Consider the following 22788-nt stretch of genomic DNA (forward strand, 5'->3'; position numbering starts at 1 on the left):
TTCTATGTTTTTTACAAAGATAGTATTTCAAAAAAACAAAAACCCCACAGGTTATAAAAACGTGTGAGGTTGTGTTGTAATTTTTACTTTTTAATTAAAAAACCAATTCTCCGGAATAGAATTGTAACACTTTCGTTTTAAAAACATAATCGTATTTAGAACGAATCATAGCCCCCTCTGCATTTACCAAACGTGTTCTTACCAAATCGAAATCGAACAACGTCATTGCCCCATAATTGTATCTTTCTTGTGCATTTTTAAATGCTTCTTTTTGTGCTTCTAAAGAGATTTTTGCAGCTTCAAACGCTTTCAATCCAGATTTTACGTCTAGAAAAGCTTGTTCTATGGTTTGTTTTAATATTAATTTCTGACTTTCTAATCTGGTTTCAGATATTTCTTTATTGATTAAAGACTGCGCTACTCTATTCTTTGTTTGAAATCTGTTAAAGATAGGAATGCTTACATTGAAACCTATACCGTAACCAAGGTTGTTATCTAATTGTGTAAATAAAGCGGTGTTTGAAACTCCGTCTGGTAAGTTTAAATTAAAACCATAGTTTGTAGATAGACCCGCTGTTGCATTAATTGTAGGCATAAAACTACTTTTTGAAATTGCTATATTAAAATCAGCATTTTCGATATCTAATTTAGCTCTTGCAATTTCTGGCATATAATTTAAAGACTTTTCAAAGACAGCAGAAGAGTTACTATACAACATATTCGCAGAAGGAATTTCTACCTCTATCGGAGCAACATCAAAATTTTCTGCGGGTTCTTGTAATAATTGAGCAATATTTAGCAGCGCTAAATCCAATGCGTTTTCTTGAAAAACAACATTTTGCAAATCGTTTGCCGCCGTAGATTTAAAGTTTAATAATTCTCCTTTGGCAATAACACCAGCCTCGAACCTAGCATTTGCAGCTTCAATTTGTTTTTTACTAATTGCTGCTTGTACTTTTGCTACTTCTAAATTTTCTTTAGCAAATAATACATTTAAATAATTATTTACAACTCTTAAAGAAATATCATTTTCTATTTGTTTTAAATCATACAAACTTGTTTCTACACCTAGTTGCGCTTGTTTGTATGTATTTGTATTTCTATAGCCATTAAATACTGTATAGCCAGAACTTAAACCAACAGAACCCCCAAAAATACTTGTAGAAATTCTATTATTCGAAACAGGATCGAAACCAGAACCAAAATTTAAATTACCACCAGTATTACCATTTAAGTTTGGTAAGAAATTCCCTTTAGCAATTTTAACATTTTTTTTAGCGATTTCTACACTTAATTTATTTTGTTGAATAGAAATATTTTTCGCTAATGCCTGAGCTACAGCTTCTTTTAACGTCCATTTTTTTTGTGAAAAAGTAGCAATTGAAGTACATAATGCTATAAATAGGATAAGTTTGGTTTTCAAAATCTTTAATTTTTTATTGTTATAACTGATTTTTCAATAGTTGTACCAAAAAAGAGTAAAGTATAAATAGTTAAAAATCAATTACTTAAAATACATTCGATTTTAGTTTTGCGCCAAAACTGAAGGCATGCAATTATAAATTGAACAACTTTATCTTTTGTTAGTGCTAGTAAGACGACTAAAAGTAAAATATGTTACAGCTAATTACACTTATTTACCTGTTAAATATCTGCCTTCTTATTATAACGATAGATAGAAAAGATTAAAATAGCAACTAAAACGTATGGAAAAACCATTAAATAGGTAATTCCGTTATTAATACCTTCTGCCATGGAACCATTTCCGTTTTCTAGTACGGCTTTACACATGGCGCATTGTGCATAAGTAGTTTTAGAGGTAAGAACCAATACTAATAAAAAAGAGGCAATCGTTTTATATTTAAACATAATAAGGAGATATCATTAGATAGACTATAACACCAGTAATAGCAACATAAAGCCACAAAGGAAATGTTTTCTTTGCAATTTTTTTGTGCTCTGGGAACTTTCCTAGTTTTGCTTTCATATAGGTTATCAAAACAAAAGGAATAACAACAACAGACAGAATAATGTGTGTAATTAAAATAAAATAATACACATATTTTATAATTCCTTCTCCGCCAAACGAAGTAGAATCTGAGGTCATGTGGTAAGCAATATACATCAACAGAAACAATAGAGAGCATGCAATTGCTGCTGTATTAAATTGCTCGTGTAACTTTTTATTTCCTTTTTTTATAGCGATGACTGCCGCAATCAATAAAACTGCAGTTAGACCATTTATAGAGGCATAAATTGGTGGCAGAAATTTTAACGGTGCAACATCAAAGCCCAAACTTCTAAGGTTTACACCAAATAAAGCAGCTACAGCCAAAGGAATAATGATTGATAAGGCTGTAATTATTTTTTTATATTTTTTTTCTTGAGCTAAATTATTCATTCAACAATATTTTAATATCTTCTTTTAATTCCTTTATTTGATCGTCAAAAATTTGTTCTTTTATAGCTCTGTAATACATAATTGGATTGCCATATTCATCTCTTCTAGACCTAATATAACCGTCTTTATCTATTAAAGCAAACAAACCAGAGTGCTCAAAACCACCGTGTTCATCTTCCCCTTTACCAACATATAATTTAAACCCTTTGTTAGAGAGTTCATAAACAATAGCATCACTTTTACCTGTTAGTAAGTGCCAATTTTTATGTATAATGCCATTAGTTTTAGCATATTCCTTTAAGGTTTTAGGAGTATCTATTTCTGGAGTAATGGAGATTGAAGCAATTCCGAAATTAGGATTTCCAAAAAATTCATCTTGAATGCTTAACATTTTTTCATTCATAATAGGACAAATAGTAGGGCAAGTAGAAAAGAAAAATTCTACAACATACACTTTATCTTCATACGTTTTGTTTGTAATTGTTTCTCCCTCTTGATCGATAAATTCGAAATCTGGTACTTTATCAAACTTCACCAAATCGTTATCTTTAAAACGATCTACAACCTTTGGTACTGTATAAATACCAAATAATAAAATAATAAATGCAATACCTATGTAAGAATACTTCTTGTTCATGCTATTTTATATTTTTCTCTTTGCGTTGTTTTCGTTTCTTTCTTTAAAAGCAGCATAATATTCATAATAGACTACTTTAATATCATCTTTCAGCTTGTTTTTTAACTCTGCAACAGAATTCATATCGTAACCAAAGATATTTTCTTCTTCGCCAATTCTACCTCTTAGACTTAAGCCTTTATCAACTAAAAATGCTTTTGTAGAAGACAAATCTGTAAGTGGTTCATCAACAGAAAAACTTGCATAAAAACTTTCTATATTTTTTTTAGAAGCGGATAAGAAATGCCAATTCTTCATATCTGTAAATGCACCCAATTCCTTTTTTAGCTTTTGGGCATCACTTTCTTTTCCTTGTGGGAAAACAGCTATGATCTGAAACTTTTTATTCTTCGTAAATTCTTTATAAATCTTTTCATTTAAGTTAAATAAGCCTGCTTTATTTTTATCTACATCATTGCCTAAAAAACAAATTACAGAAACATGGTCTACAAGTTTAAACTGATTGGTTTCGTCTATTTCAGAAACATCAGTAACGTTTGTTGTAATGACAGGTAGTTTTGTGAAATTATTCTTTCCAGTAGAAAGTAATAGAAAACAGATTAGCGGAAAAATAAATAACAAAAACAGTACCACTCTTTTCTTCGTAAAAAACTTCATATGTGACTCTTAAAACGTGTTATTCAATTAATTTTTGGTGTATAAAAAAAGGTGGTTAAAACCACCTTTTTAATATTTTGTATTACCATTTTACTAGTGGTGATAGTGTATCGTATAAATAGCCTCCTTCAATTAATAACAAAGTTATTAAATAAGATATTAAAAAGACTGCCGTCCAAACAATAGAACGTCTAAACCATTTTTTTTCACCTTCTAAGTGCATAAAAACCCATGCAATACCGTAAGCTTTCGCTAAGGTTAGGATGATAAAAATCCAATTTAACCAACTTGTTCCTGGTCCGTGTAGGTGTAAAGCTTCTGGTTTAATAATACCTAAATAAACTTCTACTAGTGTTATAACAGAAAGAATACCAAAAACTATCCAGATTCTTTTTGTGTTTGATTCGTGTGCGTGTGCCATCTCTATCTATTTTATTTATTATACTAAGTAGAAAAAGGTAAATACAAATACCCAAACTAAATCTACAAAGTGCCAATATAAACCAACCTTTTCTACCATTTCATAATGTCCTCTTTTTTCATAAGTTCCTAAGATTACATTAAAGAAAATGATAATATTAATTATAATTCCAGACAATACGTGAAAACCATGAAAACCTGTAATGAAGAAAAAGAAATCTGCAAAAACTGTATTTCCATACTCGTTTGCTTTTAGATTTGCTCCTTCAACAACCATTTTAGTTTTGGCTAATTGAATTGAACCTTCTTCTCTAGAGAGAATTGTTTTTTGCTTTCTTTCTAAATCCATTAATTCTGTTCTCACCTGAATTTGAGGATTAGCGTTGTAAGCATTTATAACTTGTGCTACAGAATAAGTAGCAACTGGTTCTCCACTTTGAAACCACAATCCGTTTTTTCTAGAATGCTCTTCTATTGCGTCTGTTTTAGGCCCGGTAACAAAGTCTGCCAAGGCAATCTGTTTACCATCTTTTACAAACTGCAACACTTTACCTTCTGTAGTTTTTACAGCTCCGTAAGAACCTTTAATAAAAGTATTCCATTCCCAAGCTTGTGAGCCCACAAAAATAATACCTCCAATAATAGTAGCAAACATATACCAAGCTACTTTATTCTTTTTCATTTGATGCCCAGCGTCTACCGCTAAAACCATTGTTACAGATGAAAATATTAAGATAAACGTCATTATAGCAACGTAAATCATAGGAAATTCTCCGTGTACAAAAGGAACGTGCGTAAAAACTTCATCGGCAATTGGCCAAGAATCAATAAACTTGAAACGCGTTAAACCATAGGCTGCTAAAAATCCCGTAAAAGTTAATGCATCTGATACGATGAAAAACCACATCATCATTTTACCATAGCTAGCCCCAAAAGGTCTAGCGTTTCCACCATCCCAGGTTTCTTTTTTCTCAGTTGGTACAGCAATATTTGCTTCCATAAATGTTATCTATTAATTATATGTTAAAAATAGTACTGCAAAAATAATCATTTTTCATCACCTAATAAAATAGAAAAAGAAAAATAGATAGATCCATAGTATATCTACAAAATGCCAAAAGATTGCACCGAGTTCAAACCCCAGCAAATCATTTGGTTTATACTTATATTTAAAATGATTATAAATAACAACTAAAAGCACAATGATCCCAGCCAATAGGTGTAAAACATGCATTAAAGTAATACCAATTATAAAAGATGTTGATACTGTACTACCTTTTCCTGTAAAATATAAACCAAGGCTTTTAAGTTCATTAAAGCCTTCGTATTGTTGCCAAATAAAACCAATTCCTAGTAATAAGGTTGCTACTACTAATATTAGTGATAATTGTCTTTTATCTTGTTTTAAAAAGCGTTGAGACAACATTAGTGTAATACTACTTGCTATAATTAAGAATGTACCTATGTAAAAGGCGTCTGGTAAATCGAAAGTTACCCAGTCATCTCTTTTCATACTAATTACATACGCACTTGTTAAACCTGCAAAAAACATGACCATACTAATCATAGAAACCCATAACATAGGTTTTGCAGATTTTCTTTTAGCAACGGTTAATTCTTGTTGTAACGTTTGTTCTTCCATCTTCCTTTTTTAATGTAAAAATTTATCTACTACATATATAATTTGCACAACTGTTATGTACAAAACACTAGACAACATTAATTTTCTTGCGTCTATATTTTCTTCGCTTTTATAAAGCTTCACTCCGTAATACAACATTACAATTCCTAATAAAGCTATAATTACCGCAGTTATAGGATAAATATAAAAGGATCCTGAAACTCTTAAAACAGGTGCTATTGATACTAAAATCATAATTAGCGTATAAAAAATAATCTGTTTTATAGCTCCTCTATCTTTAGCGCCCATTGGTAACATGTTAAAACCTGCCTTTTTATATTCTTCAAATTGCAACCAACCAATTGCCCAAAAGTGCGGGAATTGCCAGAAAAACTGAATCATGAATAAGAAACCTGCTTCGATACCAAAATTATTTGTTGCAGCAACCCAACCTAACATAAAAGGTATGGCACCAGGAATTGCACCTACAAAAACAGTTAAAGGCGTTACGGCTTTTAATGGCGTGTAAACACATGTGTATAAAAATATTGAAATTGCACCAAACAATGCAGATTTAGGATTGATACTATAGAGTATCGAAATTCCTAGAATGGTAAATACAATTGCAATTGTTAGAGCTACATTTACAGACATTCTACCCGTTGGTAAAGGTCTATTCTGCGTACGCTTCATAATAGCATCGGTGTCCTTTTCTATAATTTGATTAAATGCATTAGAAGCACCAACCATAAAAAAACCTCCAAGGCCTAAGAGAAAGAGTATAAAGTAATCAACAGTTTCCACTGCCAAAAGATAACCAGCTATAGAAGAAAAGACAACACTTAAAGACAAACCAACTTTGGTTAGTTGTTTAAAGTCTGAAATAATAGTTTTCATAGATATTTTATTGTCTGAAATAACTGCTGTATTCATATCACCACAATTAGCTTGCAAAGATATTTGATAAATATGAATTTACCATAGTTTTTACAGCTTTTGATGTTAAATAAATAAAAAAACCCACTCAATAAATTGAGTGGGAAAATTGCTATGAAAAAGAAAAAGTGTGATGCTTTAGAAGCATCACACTACAAATATAGACATTATTTAGATATAAATAACAAAGAAGTAAAAAAAATTAGAAATCTAGGTACCAATTAAATAAATCTGCCCTAATTCCTGCAGAAAACCAAACCGTATTTCCTTCCGGTAAAGCTGCAGTAGCTATTTTGGGAGAAAATTTTCGATAGGTAAATCCTGCAAAAAGATTTAAATTATTTGCCGGATTTAGTAAATAGCTCCCTTGAAAATCTGCAATAAACAAATTTGCAGTATTTCCTTGTGCTAATTCATTGCCTGTATCGCCAAATCTGTCTTCATAAGATTGATAAATGTTACCCCCATAACTTACGGTCTCGTCTTCATAATCGAAACCTTTTTTACCTAAGGTAAGTTTTCCACTAAAAGACCATCTGTCTTTTTTATAACGCGCAATTGCAATTGCTTCGTAAAAATTTGCACCCCATAAATGTCCCATTGGTTGACTATAGTTTCCGTAATTTAAAATTGGCGACTTGTGCGCAAATGTATAAGGTCTGGCATAATTGTATTCTAATTGAAGAAATAAATCATTTACATTAAAGGCATTAAAATATTTAGCTCCTAATTGATATGCAAATTTATTTTGCCATTTGCCAAGTTCATTTAGATTTCCAATAGAAAATTCATCAACAATTAATTGAGAGTATAAAGAAATATTATTGTTTAACTTATACTTTCCTGTTAAGCCGATAATAGCGTTTCCAGAATCTTCTCCTCTATTAAATTCTACAGATCTGTAAAAAATAACCGGATTTAAAAATCCAGCATCAAAACCATTTTCTCCAGTAGAAATAGCCGTTTCAAAGAAACCTATATTTAATTTTTTAGTCAAATTTAAACTCAAATAATGTGCAGCAATGTATTTTCTTGCGTGTTCATTTGGGTTAGAAACCGAAGATATCGATGGTTCTGTATTCCACATCCAAATATTAGTGTATTGCAGTTTCCAAAAATCTACCTTCATTTTTAGGTATGTTGTTGGTGCAGAAACGTCTGAAAGAATGAAAGATCGATACCCGTCTCCAATAAAATTTCTTCCATTTCCGAACTGAAATTGCATAAATTTATTTGGTTGAAATGCCAAATATCCTTCTGCTACCGGATAATCCCAACCATCTTCTTTAAATCCTTTGGCTTTCCCTCTTCCAGGAACCAATCCTTCAGAATTTTTTGGTCTTGTTAACAATGATGTATTTGAAATATAACTATTTACATAATCTGCAAATCTTGCTTGACTCTCATAGACTGTTGCAGAATAAGAGAATTTATCTCCCAAACCTCCATTTACTGTCAAAATTCGAGAGTTATTATAGGTATAAGCAGCATCTGAATTGTCTTTTCCTGCTTGCACATCCACCAAAAAATCTAACGTAAACCAAAAGTCTTTCTGTTTTACTTGCAACAAATGTTCGTTCCAGATTTTGTTCCCTAACCAAGATTTAACTTCTGGTTTTAAAAATTTCTTCTTTTGCTCTGTTAAGTTTAGGTATTTATTAATTTCACTGTAAACATAAGGTTTAGAAGCTGTATGCGTGCCCTCTGCTTTGTGTAATGCAAATTCATAATCTACATATTTCTGATGCGTAAATGGAATGTTTAACTGACTGTTATGCTCTAGAAAAACAGAATCTGCAATTCTACTTTTCTCTACAATTACAAATAAATCTTCTTTTGGAGCTAAAGGTGTTGCTGTATTTTGATTCTCTTCAATATATTTTACAACAGGAAACTTTATAGGAAGTTCAAACTGCATTTCTACAGCTCTATTATTATATTTTGCTGGTACAATCTTCGGAAAAACTTTAAACGCTCTTTCTACTTCCTCTTTTATTTCTTCATAAGGCGTGTTTACATAGATTATTTTAAAATCACCTTCTTTTGTAACTACAAATAATACGTTTGCAGTCCCTTTATAATGTTCATTTTCTACAATAGCAGGAGTTTTAAATTCTGCAAAAAAGTGTTTTTTTGTTATTGAAAAAAAACAATCTTCAATCGAAGCAATTTCTGAACCTTTACAACCATCATAAACAGGGTATCTTTCTGATTGTGCATAAAATATTGATGGAAATAATAAAACTAGAAACAGGTATTTTTTAATCATTCTATAATTTTATAACAGTATTATTTTCTAATTGATATTCTTGTTTGCTCTCTTTACAAATTGCTAAACCGTTTTTATTAAACTCTAAACGATGCCCGTATTCACTAACCCAACCAATTTGTTTCGAAGGATTACCAACAACCAAAGCAAAAGGTAAAATTTCTTTTGTAACTACTGCTCCTGCGCCAACAAAAGCATATTCACCAATATTATTACCGCACACAATGGTTGCATTTGCTCCGATGCTTGCTCCTTTTTTTACAATAGTTTGTACGTATTCATTTTGTCTTATAATAGCACTTCTTGGGTTGATAACATTTGTAAAAACCATTGATGGTCCTAAAAAAACATCATCCTCACAAACAACACCGGTATAAATAGAAACATTATTTTGCACTTTTACATTCTTCCCTAAAATAACTTTGGGAGAAACCACTACATTCTGACCAATATTACAACCTTCGCCAATAATACAATGCGACATAATATGACTAAAGTGCCATATTTTAGTATCCTTACCAATACTACAATCTGCATCTATAACAGCTGTTTCGTGTGCAAAAAAATCTTTCAAATTAGTAACCTAGGTTTAAGTTTTGTTCTTTAGTAATTATTTCTCTTGAAGATGACGTGCCAATTCTATCGATTCCTAAAGCAATCATTTTCATTGCCATTTCATAATCTCTTACGCCACCTGCTGCTTTGATCTTTAATGGTTTTGCATTTTTAGAAATTAATTTTATTTTTTCTAAAGTAGCACCATTTGGCACATTATCTTCTGTTTTATAAAAACCTGTAGATGATTTTACAAATACATATTTTGCATTTTCTTCTCCGAAATTGTCTAAAACAACCTGTTTTATAAGTTGTGAAATTACAATTATTTCTTCATTTGATAATGCAGCAACTTCTATTATGAATTTTGCGATTTTATTATTTGTTAGACAAAGTGAAACACAATTGGTCACTTCATTTTTTATTAAATCGATTTTACCTTCTTTAAAAGCACTATAGTTTATAACAAAATCTAATTCATCTGCATCTAAATTAATTGCTTTTTGTGCTTCTTCTAGTTTTTTTTCTATGGATGCGTTTCCGTTAGGAAAATCGATTACAGTACCTATTAAAACCTTAGACTTTGCAGCCACCAATAACCTTTTTACGGTTGCTATATATTTAGACCGAATCATGATCAACTTATAACTATAAACAATAGCTTCTTCTACCAATTGCACAACTTTTAACAAATTTTCTTGTTCAGAAATACCTGCTTGTTCTGCTGTTTTTAAATAAGTAGCGTCTAAAAATTGATTGATTTTCATAGAGCAAAAGTAACAAATTCTAACGTATGAGTATAAAAAAACCCAACCATTTGGTTGGGTTCCAATATTTACTCTACTCTAAAAGCTATTGGCAAAACATACCTTACTTTTACGGGTCTATTTCTTTGTTTACCTGGTGTAAACTTAGGTAGTTTTTTAATAAGTCTAGCTGCTTCATTTTCTAGCTGCTTGTGCGGTGCTCTAATTTTAATATCAACCACATTACCTTTATCATCAATTAAAAACTGTGTCTGAATTTTATGGATGCCAGAATAGAGACCTAGTTCATTTGCCAAACTAGTATTGAAATTTCGCTGCACAAATTCCTTCATTTTTTTATCAAAACAACGCTTGTTCTCTTCTTTAGATAAACCTTCACATCCTTTAAAAACAGGCGCATCTTCAATGTTAATAAAAGGCACTGTTTCTGGGACGGCTTCTTCTGGTTCTATAATTTCAGTTACTTCATCAATATTTACTTCTAGAATAGCTTCTTTAGGCATATCTATAATTGTCTCAATAATATCATTATCACCTTTAACAATCTCTTCAAGAATAAAAACTTGCATAGGTTTTGTAGTTACTTTTGGTTGTGCCTTTGCTTCTTTCCGAATAATTATTTGCTGCTCGGGTTCGATATATATAATATTTAGATCTCTCGCATTTAAAGCTGCTATAGTTTTTTCCTCGGTTTTATGCTCTAAAGAAATGTAAACAACAAAGAGCACCAATACAAGTCCTAACTGAGTAAAAATGTTAGAGAACTTTTCTAATTGTTTGGCAGGTATTTTTTTTAGATTGTTCATAACCAGAAAGTTTTATATGTTAATACTTTGTTAAAACAACTAACGTGCCAAAAAAAAAGCACCACAAAATTGTGATGCCTTTTTTTAATACTAATAAACTCTAAAGTTTATCAGCATAAAACTCTATTCTTAATTCTAATTGCATTCCCCCAAATGCTTTGCAAAAATAATGAATACAGGCTACTTAAAAATTTAGTATTGTATAAACGGCTCTAAATACTGTATAAACTACATAAAAAGAAACATTACACAAATATTATAGTATTTTTGATAAAACTCTTTTTTATGATAAAGGCTGTTATTGTTGATGATGAACCTAAAGCAATACAAGGTTTATCTTGGGAATTATCTAACTTTAAAGACCAAATAGATGTTATTGCTACGTTTACCAATCCTGAAAAGGCATTAATTTATTTAGCAGATAATAGTATTGATTGTCTTTTTTTAGATATCGAAATGCCAACGATGGATGGTTTTCAGTTTTTAAAGAAACTTACGTCTCGTGATTTTGCTGTTATAATTACAACCGCATATAGTGAATATGCTATAAAAGCATTAAAAAATGATGCTATAGATTATTTATTAAAACCCATAGATACAGACGATTTAGGGGAGACGATAGCCAAGATTAAAAAACATAATTTTAGGTCTTTAAACTCTAATAAAGTTGAAAAAGTATTGCTTAATTTTAATGAAAAATTAAGCAATAAAAAAATTACTATTAATACCGATGGTAAACTAATTTTTTTAGACCCTAAAGAAATTATTTTTATTGAATCTGATGGTAATTATTCTACTATACACACCACTAATAACAAAAAAATTGTTGTCACCAAAAAACTAAAGGAGGTACATACTTTGCTACCAGAAGAAGTTTTTTTTAGAATACACAACTCTTACATTATCAACCTAGAAAAAGTAAAAGAATTCTTTAAAACTGATGGGTATGTGGTGTTAGAAAACAATCATAAAATACCTGTTTCCCGTCAAAAGAGAACAGAATTTTTAGATAAATTTTAATTTATGAAGTCAAAATTATGTGCACTTATTTTTTTATTTCTAAGTGCTCTTTCTTTTTCACAATTAAAGGAAGTAAATCAACAAATAACATCTCTTATTGAGTATAAATTTTCTTCTCAAAAAGTTATAGATTCTATTTTTTTAGAACATAGAAAAGATGAGACTAAATTAAAGTTGCTTATTAAAAAGAGTACAGAAAGCTCTTACCTAGAAGGACAACTTTATGGCTATGGTGCTCTAGGTAGATACTATAGAGACCACTCTATTTTTAACAATGCTATTATTGAATATAAGAAAGCACTTCGTATAAGTATCCAAATAAAAGATACTATTTCTGAAGTAAAGACATTAAATTCTATGGGTTCTGTTTACCGAAGACAAGACGATATTAGAAACGCTTTAAACTATCATCAAGAAGCGTTAGAAAAAGCAATTAGAATTAAGAACCCTAATATTAGTATTAAAAAAAGTATTAGTATTTCTCAAAATAGCATTGGTAATATTTACATCTCTTTAAAACAGTATAAACTGGCATTAAATGAGTTTAGCAAATCGATAGTTATGCAGAGAGATCTAGACAATAAACTTGGTCTTGCTATAAATCATCAAAATATTGGTAATGCACATGAAGAACTTGGTAATTTAGATGAAGCTCTTAAAAATTATCGCATCTCTTTAAATTATAATAACCAAATAAAATCAAAAATTGGTAGCGTAATTTGTGGGTATAGTATTGCAGATGTTTTAATAAAGCAGAAAAAATACAACCAAGCTTTTAGTACGGTAGACACCGTTTTACAAATTGCTATTCATAATAAAGATAAATATTATCTTGCTAACACCTATAATACGCTAGGTTTGGCTCAATTACACCTCAATAGATTTGAAGAAGCAAAAAATAATTTAACAACGGCTTTAGATATTGCTACAACATTTAACGTGCAAATTATTATTGTAAAAGCTCATGAGAACCTAGCCCTATTATATGACAAGCTAAAAGATTACAAAAAAGCCTATACGTATTATAAAAAAGCAAAATTAGAAGATGCTAAAATACTTAACGAGCGCAACCTACTTTACGTTAGTGAATTGATAACAAAGTACGATAAAGAGCGTAGTGAAAATCAAATAAGATATTTAGCTAAAAAAAATGAAATTGCTCAATTACAAATTACAAGAAATAGAAATATATGGATTATGGCTTTAAGTATTTTTGCCTTAGTTGCTGTTGTAGTATTTTCTATAGATAAACAAAAAGGATTAAGAAATGAGAAGAAAATTCTTTCATTAAAACAAGATGCTTTAAGAAGTCAAATGAATCCTCATTTTATGTTTAATGCTTTAAATTCTATTAAATTATACATCATAGAGAATAATCAAAAAAAAGCAACGGCTTACTTAAATAAGTTTTCTAAACTGATGCGAAAAATACTAGAAGCTTCTGCAATACAAGAAACTACCTTGTCAGAAGAAATAGAAACAATGAAGCTTTATATGAGTATAGAAAATATTCGTTTTTCCAATGAAATAGACTTTACCATTAAAACAGACGCTTCCTTAAATCTAGCATCAATAAAAATTCCACCATTAGTGTTGCAACCTTTCTTAGAAAACTCTTTATGGCATGGTTTGTCATCTAAGAAAGATGATAAAAAAATAACAATTGTTATCAATAAAACATCTTCTAATTATATTCAAATTGATATTTCAGATAACGGAATTGGACGAAAAGCCGCCGCCAAAATAAAGGCAGAAAAAACTATTAATAGAAAATCTATAGGTATAAACTTAACCAAAGACAGGTTGACCAATTTTGCTAAAAATTTAAAAAATGATTTTTCTATCATTTATAAAGATTTAGAAGATGAAAACGAGAATTCTTTAGGCACAAAGGTTGTAATTACACTTCCTTTATTCTAAATGCTTTACCGCAACTTTTTCTAATTCATCATACCAATTTTGCCCGAATTTTCTTACCAAACCTTGTTTTACAAACTTATAGACTGGCACTTGTAGTTCTTTTCCTAAAGAACACGCATCATCACAAATTTCCCATTTGTGGTAATTTACTGCAGAAAACTCGCTGTAATCTTTAACTCTTACCGGGTATAAATGACAAGAAACTGGCTTTTTCCAATCTATTGCACCAGAGTTATAAGCTTCTTCAATACCACAAAGTGCTGTTTTTTTCTCATCGAAAATTACATACGCACAATCTGCATCATTTATAAGCGGAGTTTCTAACTCTCCCCACTCACTTGTAACCCAAGCTCCTTGTTTTTCGATTACCTCGATTCCTTCTTTTCTTAAAAAAGGTTTTATTTTTGGATACATATCTTCTAAAATTTTGGTCTCTTCCTTATCTAAAGGCGCACCAGCTTCACCATCTACACAGCAAGCACCGCCGCAGGCAGAAAGGTTACACACAAAATCTTTTTCTATAATATCTTCTGAAACTATTGTTTTTCCTAGTTGAAACATTTTGCAAAAATAAGGTAATTATTTTCTTTAATTTTACACTTTGGTAAAGTAAGTTGCCTAATTTTGCAAAATAAATAAAGAATTATGAATTTTAATATTAAAGAAATAGTAACGGCCTTTATGGTTTTATTTGCAGTAATAGACATTATTGGAAATATTCCTATTATTATCGATTTACGCAAGAAAGCTGGTCATATTCAATCTGGAAAAGCATCTATAATTGCGGGTATAATTATGATTATTTTTCTTTTCTTAGGACAAAGTTTATTGAGCTTAATTGGTATTGATGTAAATTCCTTTGCCGTTGCAGGTTCTCTAATTCTATTTTTCATCGCCTTAGAAATGATTTTAGGAATTACCCTTTATAAAGATGATGGCAATGTAAATGCAATGACAGCTTCTGTGTTTCCTTTAGCTTTTCCTTTAATTGCAGGCCCAGGAAGTTTAACAACATTGCTTTCTCTAAGAGCAGAGTTTTTTATAGAAAACATTATAGCTGCAGTTCTTTTAAATGTTATTTTTTTATATATAGTTTTAAAGACATCTTCTAAAATAGAACGTGTTTTAGGACCCAATGGAATACAAATTATTAGAAAAGTATTTGGGGTTATTTTATTGGCTATTTCTGTGAAATTATTTGCAACAAATATTAAAGAACTATTTTTATAATATGAATTTTGATGCATTAATTATAGGTGGTGGCGTTTCTGGTTTACAATGTGCTTTGGTTTTAGGTTCAGCAAAAAATAAACCTTTTGCCATTAATAAAAAAGTGGGAATTGTAATGCACCAAAGAACATCTCATTTACAAAATGCACTGTTTAATAATGTCTTAGGTCTTTCTCCGAAAACATTAGGAGCAAGTATTTTAAATGAAGGAAAAGAGCAATTACTAACATTATATCCTGATGTTTCACAAATAGAAGATGAAAAAGTGCTTTCTGTTGATGATTTTGAAGGGAGATATAAAGTAGTTACAAATAAAAATACTTACACCTCTAAAATTGTAGTTATTGCTTTAAACTATTCAAAACCTTTTACTATTGAAGGTTTAGATACTTTTATTGAACCACATGCAAAAGCGAATCTGGCAAAGGATAGAATTCAACTTAAAAATGAAGATCACCTCATAAAAAAAGGGCTGTATTGTTGCGGTACAATTGCCGGTTGTAGAAGTCAGTTTGCAATTGCAGCAGGAAGTGGAGCCTCGGTTGCTACAGATATTCTAACACTTTGGAATGACGGAAATCACGTGAAAATTCATGACAAAATATAACTAAAAAATCCAGCTAAATAGCTGGATTTTTTTTTATTTCAAAAACAAAACACGAATTACTCTACCGTAACCGATTTTGCTAAATTTCTTGGTTGATCTACGTTTTTACCTAACATCAATGCAATGTGATAAGAAAGTAGTTGAAACGGAATTGTAGTTAACAAAGGAGTTAATGCTTCTTCTGTTTCTGGAATTTCAATTACATGGTCTGCAATATCTCTTACCTGTGTATCGCCTTCTGTAACTATTGCTATGATTTTTCCTGCTCTAGATTTAATTTCTTGAATGTTACTTACTACTTTTTCATAGTGTCCTTTATTAGTTGCAATTACAAAAATTGGCATGTTTTCATCAATTAAAGCAATTGGGCCATGTTTCATTTCTGCTGCAGGATATCCTTCTGCATGAATATATGAAATTTCTTTTAATTTTAAAGCTCCTTCTAAAGCCACAGGAAAGTTAAAACCTCTTCCTAAATACAAACAATTTTTTGCATCTTTATAAACAGCTGCAATTTCTTTCACTTTATCATCGATCTTTAAAAGTGCTTCTATTTTAGAAGGAATTAATTGCATTTCTTGCAAAAATCTACCCAATTCTGGTTTAGATATTTCTCCTTTTTTAGACGCTAACTTTAACGCAATTAGGGTTAAAACTGTAATTTGTGTTGTAAATGCTTTTGTTGAAGCAACTCCTATTTCTGGACCTGCATGCGTATATGCACCTGCATCTGTTTCTCTAGCAATAGAAGAACCAACAACATTACAAATACCAAAAACAAATGCGCCTTTAGATTTTGCTAATTTTATTGCAGCTAAAGTATCTGCCGTTTCACCAGATTGTGAAATGGCAATAACTACATCTTTTGAAGTAATTATTGGGTTTCTGTATCTAAATTCTGATGCGTATTCTACTTCTACAGGGATTCTAGCTTTGTCTTCAATAAGATATTCTCCTACCAAACCAGCATGCCAAGAAGTACCGCAGGCAACTATTATTATTCTTTCTGCATTTAAGAACTTATTCATGTGGTCATCTATACCAGCCATTCTTATAATACCTTCATTTGCCAACATTCGGCCACGATAGGTATCTATAATTGCTTTTGGTTGCTCATGAATTTCTTTCAACATGAAGTGGTCATAACCACCTTTTTCAATCTGCTCTAAACTAATTTTTAATTTTTGAATATCTGCAACGACTAAAGAATCGTCTTTTATTTTACGTATTTTAATTCCTTTATGTAATTTGATGATGGCCATTTCTTCATCTTCCAAATAAATAGCGTCTTTCGTATATTCAATAAAAGGTGAAGCATCTGAAGCCACAAAAAACTCAGAATTATCTTTACCAACTCCAATTGCAATAGGGCTTCCTAAACGTGCAACGATTATTTCGTCTGGTTTTGTTTTATCGAAAACAGCAATAGCATACGCCCCAATAACGTTATTTAATGCTAATTGTACTGCTTTACCTAACTTACAACCTTCTTGTTTTTTTACTTCTTCAATTAAGTTAATTAAAACCTCTGTATCTGTATCACTTTTAAAAGTATATCCTCTGGTTATTAACTCTTTTCTAAGGGAATCATAGTTTTCTATAATTCCGTTATGTACAATTACTAAATCTCCTGATTGTGAAGAATGAGGGTGAGAATTTACATCATTTGGTACACCATGTGTTGCCCAACGTGTGTGTCCCATTCCTATCTTACCAACTTTTCTTGCTTCCTCTTTATTTGTAATAATTTCTAGTTCAGAAACTTTTCCTTTCGTTTTAGAAAGATGAATATTATTACCGTCATACATCATTATCCCAGCACTATCATACCCCCTGTATTCTAACCTTTTAAGACCATTTATTACAATAGGATATGCATCTCTAAAGCCTATATAACCAGTAATTCCACACATAAAAATTATTTATTTTTAGTTCGTTAATTATTTTTCTTAGTATATGATATTTTTAGTTGTGCTCTTCTTGCACCATTTAAAGACTTATCACCATTTAAAATTGAAACTGCTTTTGGATTCCAGTTATAATTTCTAAAAATAGTATCTGTAATTTGAGTATCTGAAGTATTGTAAACTTTTAGCCTTAATGGTGGGTTGTAGCTTGTGTTTCCACCTAGAATATCAGATAAATAATCTGTTATTTTAAAAGTGTAGTGGTCTTTCTTGCTATTTTCTTTTTGCAAACTACCTCCAAAAGTTAAAAAACCTTCACTTAATACATCTTTTATATGACTTAAAATAGGCGCCGAGTTTAAAGCTTCACCTCTTTTATATAAATACAATTGATTGGCAGTATTTGTGGTATCTGAATCTTGATTGATATAGAAAGTTAATGCAGCATCATTTATCAACCAATTTTCATTTTTTAAATCTGTTAGCTGCGTTCCTGTTAAGATTTCAACTTTTGCTTCTGAACCAGCTGCACCTTGTAATTTAACTTCGTTATTTACAGCATACGTTTTATTGTTCGAAGTGTATTTACTATTAGTAATACCGCCCAGTTGAAAAGTGTGTGTATTTGTGATTACAGTATCAATTTCTGTACTATTTTTTTTGAAAAAAGTATTCGTATAATAAACCTCAATTAGAGGATTTAACGCAACAATACTAGAACTTCTAAGGTTGAAAGCTACTAAAGCTCCTCCTTTTTCACCAGATGCATGTGTTTTTTCTTTTGCCTCTATCACAATACCTCTAAAATAATTATTAAAATTATTTTGAGAATCAAAATTCGCCGTTCCGTAATTATCTAAGAACACCTCTTTTACAAAGCTCTTTTTTAATGGTATAATTGCCATTGGTAAAGGAAGGTCTGAACTTGTGTTTGAAGTATATCTAATAGTATCTATTTTATGCAGATCGCCATTGCTATTTCTTCTTTTAATATAGACCAACGTATCATTTGCTGTAGGCAAAAAATCCATATTTTCTGATACCGTTAAAGGATTAGACTTCATTGCATATTCATGATCTGATTGAAATCTATTTGTTTTTGTTGGATCCGACGGATTCAACGTATTCAAATAAGTTTCTAACTCATAGATATTCAACGTAAAAGGCAATTGTTGGTTTCCAATTACTGAGTCTAATTCATATATAGGTCTGTTTGTATTAGATGTTAATGTTGCATGGTATGGCAACCTTAAAAATGCAGTATCTATACTTGTTTCAAAAGTTAACTCGTCGGGATTCTCATAAGAAACTAGCTCTAAAGTAGTATTAATATTTATTTGAGAGATTATAGAAGCTTCTATGTTTTCATATTCATCGCTAATATATGCACCTAATAAGTATTGCCCTTGAAAACCGAAATACGGCGCACCAGTTAAGCCTAAACCATCTGCTCTAATACTTTCTATACCAGCATTAGAAACCAAAACTTCTAAAATTGTATCATTTGTAGAGAACTTTGTATTACTTACAACGCCACTACCTATATCTGTAAAATCTTTTTCGCAAGAGATAACACCTGCAAAAACCAAAAATAAAACACCAAAGTAGGTGCTTTTTCTAAAAATATTTTTCACACTAAAAATAATTAAGTAGCTGAAACTAAATCAGCATAAAAATTTAAATAACTTTCTTTAAAATTCTCTTCTTGAAATCCTAAGACAGGAATTTCTTTTTCTTCAATAAAAGAAGATAATTCTTCCGGAATATCTTCACTACCGTGAATAATTGCATCAGAATTTTCGATGGCACTCTTTAATATATTCGTATGATTAGGTACCTTAATTGTTGCTATTTTTTTATTATCTTTCAAATCGAACGTTACTTTATCAGCAAGACTTTCGTCTAAAGTTCCTTCGAAAGGATTATTGTAAATAGATGTTATAATTTTACTTTCTGTAAACAACGGTTCTTCTTTATAAAACTCTTTTAAATAAAGAGGTAGTAACGAAGCCATCCAACCATGAACATGAATAATATCTGGCGCCCAATTTAATTTCTTTACCGTTTCTACAACTCCTTTTGCAAAGAAAATTGCACGTTCGTCATTATCTTCAAACAACTCGTCGTCTTCATCTGTAAAAACGGCTTTTCTTTTAAAATATTCTTCGTTGTCTATAAAATAAACTTGCATTCTTTCTTTTGGTATAGAAGCAACCTTAATTATCAATGGCATGTCCATATCATTAACAACTAAATTCATTCCAGAGAGGCGAATAACTTCATGTAACTGATGTCTTCTTTCATTTATAACGCCATATCTTGGCATAAAAATTCTAGTCTGTACTCCTTTAGAATGTGCATTTTTCGCAGCATTAAATGCTGTTAACGATAGTTCTGTTTCGGGTAAATATGGTACCACTTCAGACGAAACAAATAAAATTCTCTTGTCCTTCATTAAATCAAACTCTTTTATGAGATTGCCAAAAATACAAATTTTTATGCTAATATCGTGTTAAAATGGTAAGTTTGCACACTTTAGCAACATTTTTAGAATGAAAATATTCAACAATAAAAAAGACTTAAGAGACTGTCTTTTAGAGCATAAAAGTAACAAAAAAACCATTGGTTTTGTACCAACTATGGGGGCGTTACACGACGGACATTTGTCTTTAATCGAAAAAGCATCCGAAAAAAACGACATTGTGGTGGTTAGTATTTTTGTAAATCCGACACAATTTGACAATGTAGAGGATTTAAAAAAGTATCCAAAAACAATAGAAAACGATATCAAATTACTAAGCGCTGCTTCTTGTGATATTTTGTTTTCACCTAAGGTGGAAGAAATTTATTCAGAAAACATCACTTCAGAAAAATTTGATTTCGATGGTTTAGAGCATCAAATGGAGGGGAAATTTAGAGATGGTCATTTTAATGGTGTTGGCACAGTAGTAAAAACACTTTTTAAAATTGTAGCACCCGATAAAGCTTATTTTGGTCAAAAAGATTTTCAGCAATTGCAAATCATCAAAAAAATGGTGAAGAAAAATCATTTAAACGTAAAGATTAAAGGATGTCCTATTTTTAGAGAACAAGATGGTTTAGCCATGAGCTCTAGAAACATAAGACTGTCTAAAGAGCATCGAGAAATTGCACCTTTTGTTTATAAGACACTTAAAAAGGTGAAAAAGAAATTTAGTCATAAAAGTATTTCTGAAATTAATAAATGGTTAGAAAATCAATTTAAAAAACAACCTTTATTAACGCTAGAATATTTTACAATTGCAGATGAGAAAGCATTAGAAACAGCAAAAACCAAAGAACCCAATAAAAAATATAGAGCTTTTATTGCTGTTTTTGCAGGAGAAATTAGATTGATAGATAACATTCGTTTAAAACATTAATAATTAAAAAATTCCTATTTTTGCCATATGTTAGTACAAGTTGTAAAATCTAAAATCCACCGTGTAAAAGTTACAGGTGCAGATTTAAATTATATAGGAAGCATCACCATAGATGAAGATTTAATGGATGCTGCCAATATTATTGAAGGAGAACGTGTTCAAATTGTGAATAACAATAATGGCGAGCGTTTAGAAACATACGCAATTCCGGGACCTCGCGGAAGTGGAGAAATCACATTAAATGGCGCTGCTGCAAGAAAAGTAGCAAAAGGCGATATTTTAATTTTAATTGTCTACGGATTTTTAGAACTAGAAGAGGCTAAGAAGTTTAAACCTGCCTTAGTTTTTCCTAACGAAAAAGATAACACCCTTACGTAATTTGGATATTAAAAAGATATTAAAAGTTATATTACCACTCGCTTTGGGTGGTTTTTTGGTTTGGTATTCTCTATCGGATATTTCTTTAGAGACGTTAGGTACATATTTTAAAGAGGCCAATTATGGTTGGATTATTCTCGGACTTTTCTTCGGAATCTTAAGTCATCTTTCTAGGGCTTACAGATGGAAATTTATGCTAGCACCTTTAGGCTTTAAACCTAAATTTATAAACAGTGTTTTAGCCGTTTTGGTAGGCTATTTAGTAAATCTCGCCTTACCAAGAGCGGGAGAAATCTCTAGAGCCTCGGTAATGGCAAATTATGAAGACATTCCGTTTGAAAAAGGATTTGGAACTATTGTCGCAGAAAGAATTGCAGATTTAATAATGATGCTTACCATTGTTGCGATAACACTTTTTGTGCAGTTCGATTTTATTTACAATTTACTAACCAAAAACTTCGATCCAATAAAAATTAGTGTTGGTTTAGCCATTTTAAGTGTCTTATTTTACATATTTACTTCCTTTGTAAAAAAAGCCAAATCAGGCTTTTTATTAAAAATTAAAACCTTTGTTTCTGGTTTAATAGAAGGGGTAACAAGCATCTTCAAAATGAAAAATAAATGGGCTTTTATTTTTCATACCGTTTTTATTTGGGCAATGTACGTAGCTATGTTTTGGGCAACAATTCCTGCAATTAACGGATTAGACGTTCCTTTTGGTGGTATTTTAATCGGTTTTATTGCTGGCGGATTCTCTATTGCCGCAACTAATGGCGGCATTGGCTTGTATCCTTTGGCGGTAGCCGGTGCATTGGCTTTGTTTGATATTCCTACAGAACCAGCAACTGCTTTTGGTTGGATTATGTGGACAGCACAAACAGCAATGATTGTTGTTTTTGGTGGTTTGGCATTCCTATTACTTCCTATTTACAACAAGAATAAGTAATTTTTCTGGGCGTTCCCAAAAGGTCGCGCTTTACGTTGTATCTTTTTTTCATATTGTCATCATAAAGAAAGTTTTTTACTTTCTATAGCAATCTTCCTTCTAAAAAGAGATTGCTTCGTGCCTCGCAACGACCAATCTCCAAAAAAAAGGATGCCACTTCAATCGCTAACGCAAGTATTTGCTAACTTTTAGAAAACCTTCAATACAAAATATTTTTTAAAAATACTATCTTTGGTTAAAAGCAATTTTTATGAACACAAGAAACAAGAAAATGCTTTCTTTGTAAATTAATAGCTTAATAATTGACAAG

The 22788-nt window shown here is 30.8% G+C and carries 24 protein-coding genes; 7 read left to right on the forward strand and 17 right to left on the reverse strand.

The window, feature by feature from the left end; genetic code table 11:
• Nucleotides 1-94 precede the first annotated feature (94 nt).
• The 13 genes from ES045_RS01360 to ES045_RS01420 all read right to left on the reverse strand — a co-directional run bounded on the left by ES045_RS01360 (nt 95) and on the right by ES045_RS01420 (nt 11069).
• Nucleotides 95-1423, reverse strand: coding sequence for a TolC family protein (locus ES045_RS01360; protein WP_147111199.1), 1329 nt, complete (start codon nt 1421-1423; stop codon nt 95-97).
• A gap of 221 nt (nt 1424-1644) precedes the next feature.
• The gene (locus ES045_RS01365) at nt 1645-1869 is read right to left on the reverse strand and encodes a hypothetical protein (RefSeq protein ID WP_147111202.1); all 225 of its coding nucleotides are present in this window, start codon (nt 1867-1869) and stop codon (nt 1645-1647) included.
• Nucleotides 1862-2401, reverse strand: coding sequence for a DUF420 domain-containing protein (locus ES045_RS01370; RefSeq protein WP_147111205.1), 540 nt, complete (start codon nt 2399-2401; stop codon nt 1862-1864). The genes ES045_RS01365 and ES045_RS01370 overlap by 8 nt, the downstream gene beginning before the upstream one ends.
• Entirely contained in the window at nt 2394-3038 is a 645-nt protein-coding gene (locus tag ES045_RS01375; RefSeq protein ID WP_147111208.1) for an SCO family protein, read from the reverse strand. The genes ES045_RS01370 and ES045_RS01375 overlap by 8 nt, the downstream gene beginning before the upstream one ends.
• 6 nt (nt 3039-3044) lie before the next feature.
• Nucleotides 3045-3695 (reverse strand): hypothetical protein, encoded by a 651-nt coding sequence (locus ES045_RS01380; protein WP_147111211.1) that lies wholly within the window; start codon nt 3693-3695, stop codon nt 3045-3047.
• Nucleotides 3696-3777: 82 nt separating this feature from the next.
• Nucleotides 3778-4116 (reverse strand): cytochrome C oxidase subunit IV family protein, encoded by a 339-nt coding sequence (locus tag ES045_RS01385; RefSeq protein WP_147111214.1) that lies wholly within the window; start codon nt 4114-4116, stop codon nt 3778-3780.
• 18 nt (nt 4117-4134) lie between these two features.
• The gene (locus ES045_RS01390; RefSeq protein WP_147111217.1) at nt 4135-5115 is read right to left on the reverse strand and encodes a cytochrome c oxidase subunit 3; all 981 of its coding nucleotides are present in this window, start codon (nt 5113-5115) and stop codon (nt 4135-4137) included.
• 57 nt (nt 5116-5172) lie between these two features.
• Nucleotides 5173-5757 carry a heme-copper oxidase subunit III gene (locus ES045_RS01395; protein WP_147111220.1) on the reverse strand — a complete coding sequence of 195 codons (585 nt, stop codon included), beginning with the start codon at nt 5755-5757 and terminating at the stop codon, nt 5173-5175.
• 9 nt (nt 5758-5766) lie between these two features.
• Nucleotides 5767-6669 (reverse strand): heme o synthase, encoded by a 903-nt coding sequence (gene cyoE / locus ES045_RS01400; RefSeq protein WP_147111223.1) that lies wholly within the window; start codon nt 6667-6669, stop codon nt 5767-5769.
• A gap of 205 nt (nt 6670-6874) precedes the next feature.
• Entirely contained in the window at nt 6875-8941 is a 2067-nt protein-coding gene (locus ES045_RS01405; RefSeq protein ID WP_147111227.1) for a gliding motility protein RemB, read from the reverse strand.
• A 1-nt stretch (nt 8942) separates the two neighbouring features.
• Nucleotides 8943-9515: an acyltransferase gene (locus ES045_RS01410; protein ID WP_147111232.1), complete on the reverse strand. Its 573-nt coding sequence runs from the start codon at nt 9513-9515 to the stop codon at nt 8943-8945.
• Between the two features lies 1 nt (nt 9516).
• Nucleotides 9517-10263: a deoxyribose-phosphate aldolase gene (gene deoC / locus ES045_RS01415; RefSeq protein ID WP_147111235.1), complete on the reverse strand. Its 747-nt coding sequence runs from the start codon at nt 10261-10263 to the stop codon at nt 9517-9519.
• Nucleotides 10264-10331: 68 nt separating this feature from the next.
• A complete protein-coding gene (locus ES045_RS01420) occupies nt 10332-11069 on the reverse strand; it encodes an energy transducer TonB (RefSeq protein WP_147111238.1) in 738 nt (245 codons plus the stop codon).
• Nucleotides 11070-11354: 285 nt separating this feature from the next.
• Here ES045_RS01420 and ES045_RS01425 point away from each other — a divergent pair, with 285 nt between their 5' ends.
• Nucleotides 11355-12089: a LytR/AlgR family response regulator transcription factor gene (locus tag ES045_RS01425; RefSeq protein ID WP_147111241.1), complete on the forward strand. Its 735-nt coding sequence runs from the start codon at nt 11355-11357 to the stop codon at nt 12087-12089.
• Nucleotides 12090-12092: 3 nt separating this feature from the next.
• Nucleotides 12093-14009: a tetratricopeptide repeat protein gene (locus ES045_RS01430; RefSeq protein ID WP_147111244.1), complete on the forward strand. Its 1917-nt coding sequence runs from the start codon at nt 12093-12095 to the stop codon at nt 14007-14009.
• On the opposite strand, the gene ES045_RS01435 is transcribed toward ES045_RS01430, so the two are convergent.
• Entirely contained in the window at nt 14001-14570 is a 570-nt protein-coding gene (locus tag ES045_RS01435; protein ID WP_147111247.1) for a DUF3109 family protein, read from the reverse strand. The two genes, ES045_RS01430 and ES045_RS01435, sit on opposite strands and share 9 nt — an antisense overlap.
• A gap of 84 nt (nt 14571-14654) precedes the next feature.
• On the opposite strand from ES045_RS01435, the gene ES045_RS01440 reads away from it, so the two are divergent.
• Nucleotides 14655-15239 (forward strand): MarC family protein, encoded by a 585-nt coding sequence (locus ES045_RS01440; RefSeq protein WP_147111251.1) that lies wholly within the window; start codon nt 14655-14657, stop codon nt 15237-15239.
• 1 nt (nt 15240) lies between these two features.
• The gene (locus ES045_RS01445; RefSeq protein ID WP_147111254.1) at nt 15241-15846 is read left to right on the forward strand and encodes an FAD-dependent oxidoreductase; all 606 of its coding nucleotides are present in this window, start codon (nt 15241-15243) and stop codon (nt 15844-15846) included.
• A gap of 56 nt (nt 15847-15902) precedes the next feature.
• Here ES045_RS01445 and glmS read toward each other — a convergent pair whose 3' ends face one another.
• Genes glmS through ES045_RS01460 form a run of 3 tightly spaced genes read right to left on the reverse strand, consistent with a single transcriptional unit; the run spans nt 15903 to nt 20208 of the window.
• Nucleotides 15903-17759, reverse strand: coding sequence for a glutamine--fructose-6-phosphate transaminase (isomerizing) (gene glmS / locus ES045_RS01450; protein WP_147111257.1), 1857 nt, complete (start codon nt 17757-17759; stop codon nt 15903-15905).
• Nucleotides 17760-17782: 23 nt separating this feature from the next.
• Nucleotides 17783-19387, reverse strand: a complete 1605-nt coding sequence (locus ES045_RS01455) for a DUF4270 family protein (protein WP_189662995.1) — start codon at nt 19385-19387, stop codon at nt 17783-17785.
• A gap of 11 nt (nt 19388-19398) precedes the next feature.
• Nucleotides 19399-20208 (reverse strand): glycogen/starch synthase, encoded by an 810-nt coding sequence (locus ES045_RS01460; protein WP_147111262.1) that lies wholly within the window; start codon nt 20206-20208, stop codon nt 19399-19401.
• Between the two features lie 97 nt (nt 20209-20305).
• On the opposite strand from ES045_RS01460, the gene panC reads away from it, so the two are divergent.
• The 3 genes from panC to ES045_RS01475 are packed head-to-tail and all read left to right on the forward strand — an operon-like array spanning nt 20306 to nt 22478.
• A complete protein-coding gene (gene panC / locus ES045_RS01465; RefSeq protein ID WP_147111265.1) occupies nt 20306-21154 on the forward strand; it encodes a pantoate--beta-alanine ligase in 849 nt (282 codons plus the stop codon).
• Between the two features lie 27 nt (nt 21155-21181).
• A complete protein-coding gene (gene panD, locus ES045_RS01470; RefSeq protein ID WP_147111268.1) occupies nt 21182-21532 on the forward strand; it encodes an aspartate 1-decarboxylase in 351 nt (116 codons plus the stop codon).
• Nucleotide 21533: 1 nt separating this feature from the next.
• The gene (locus ES045_RS01475; protein ID WP_147111271.1) at nt 21534-22478 is read left to right on the forward strand and encodes a YbhN family protein; all 945 of its coding nucleotides are present in this window, start codon (nt 21534-21536) and stop codon (nt 22476-22478) included.
• The last annotated feature ends 310 nt before the right edge of the window (nt 22479-22788 follow it).

This window comes from Polaribacter sp. IC073, assembly GCF_007997075.1.
GTDB lineage: Bacteria > Bacteroidota > Bacteroidia > Flavobacteriales > Flavobacteriaceae > Polaribacter.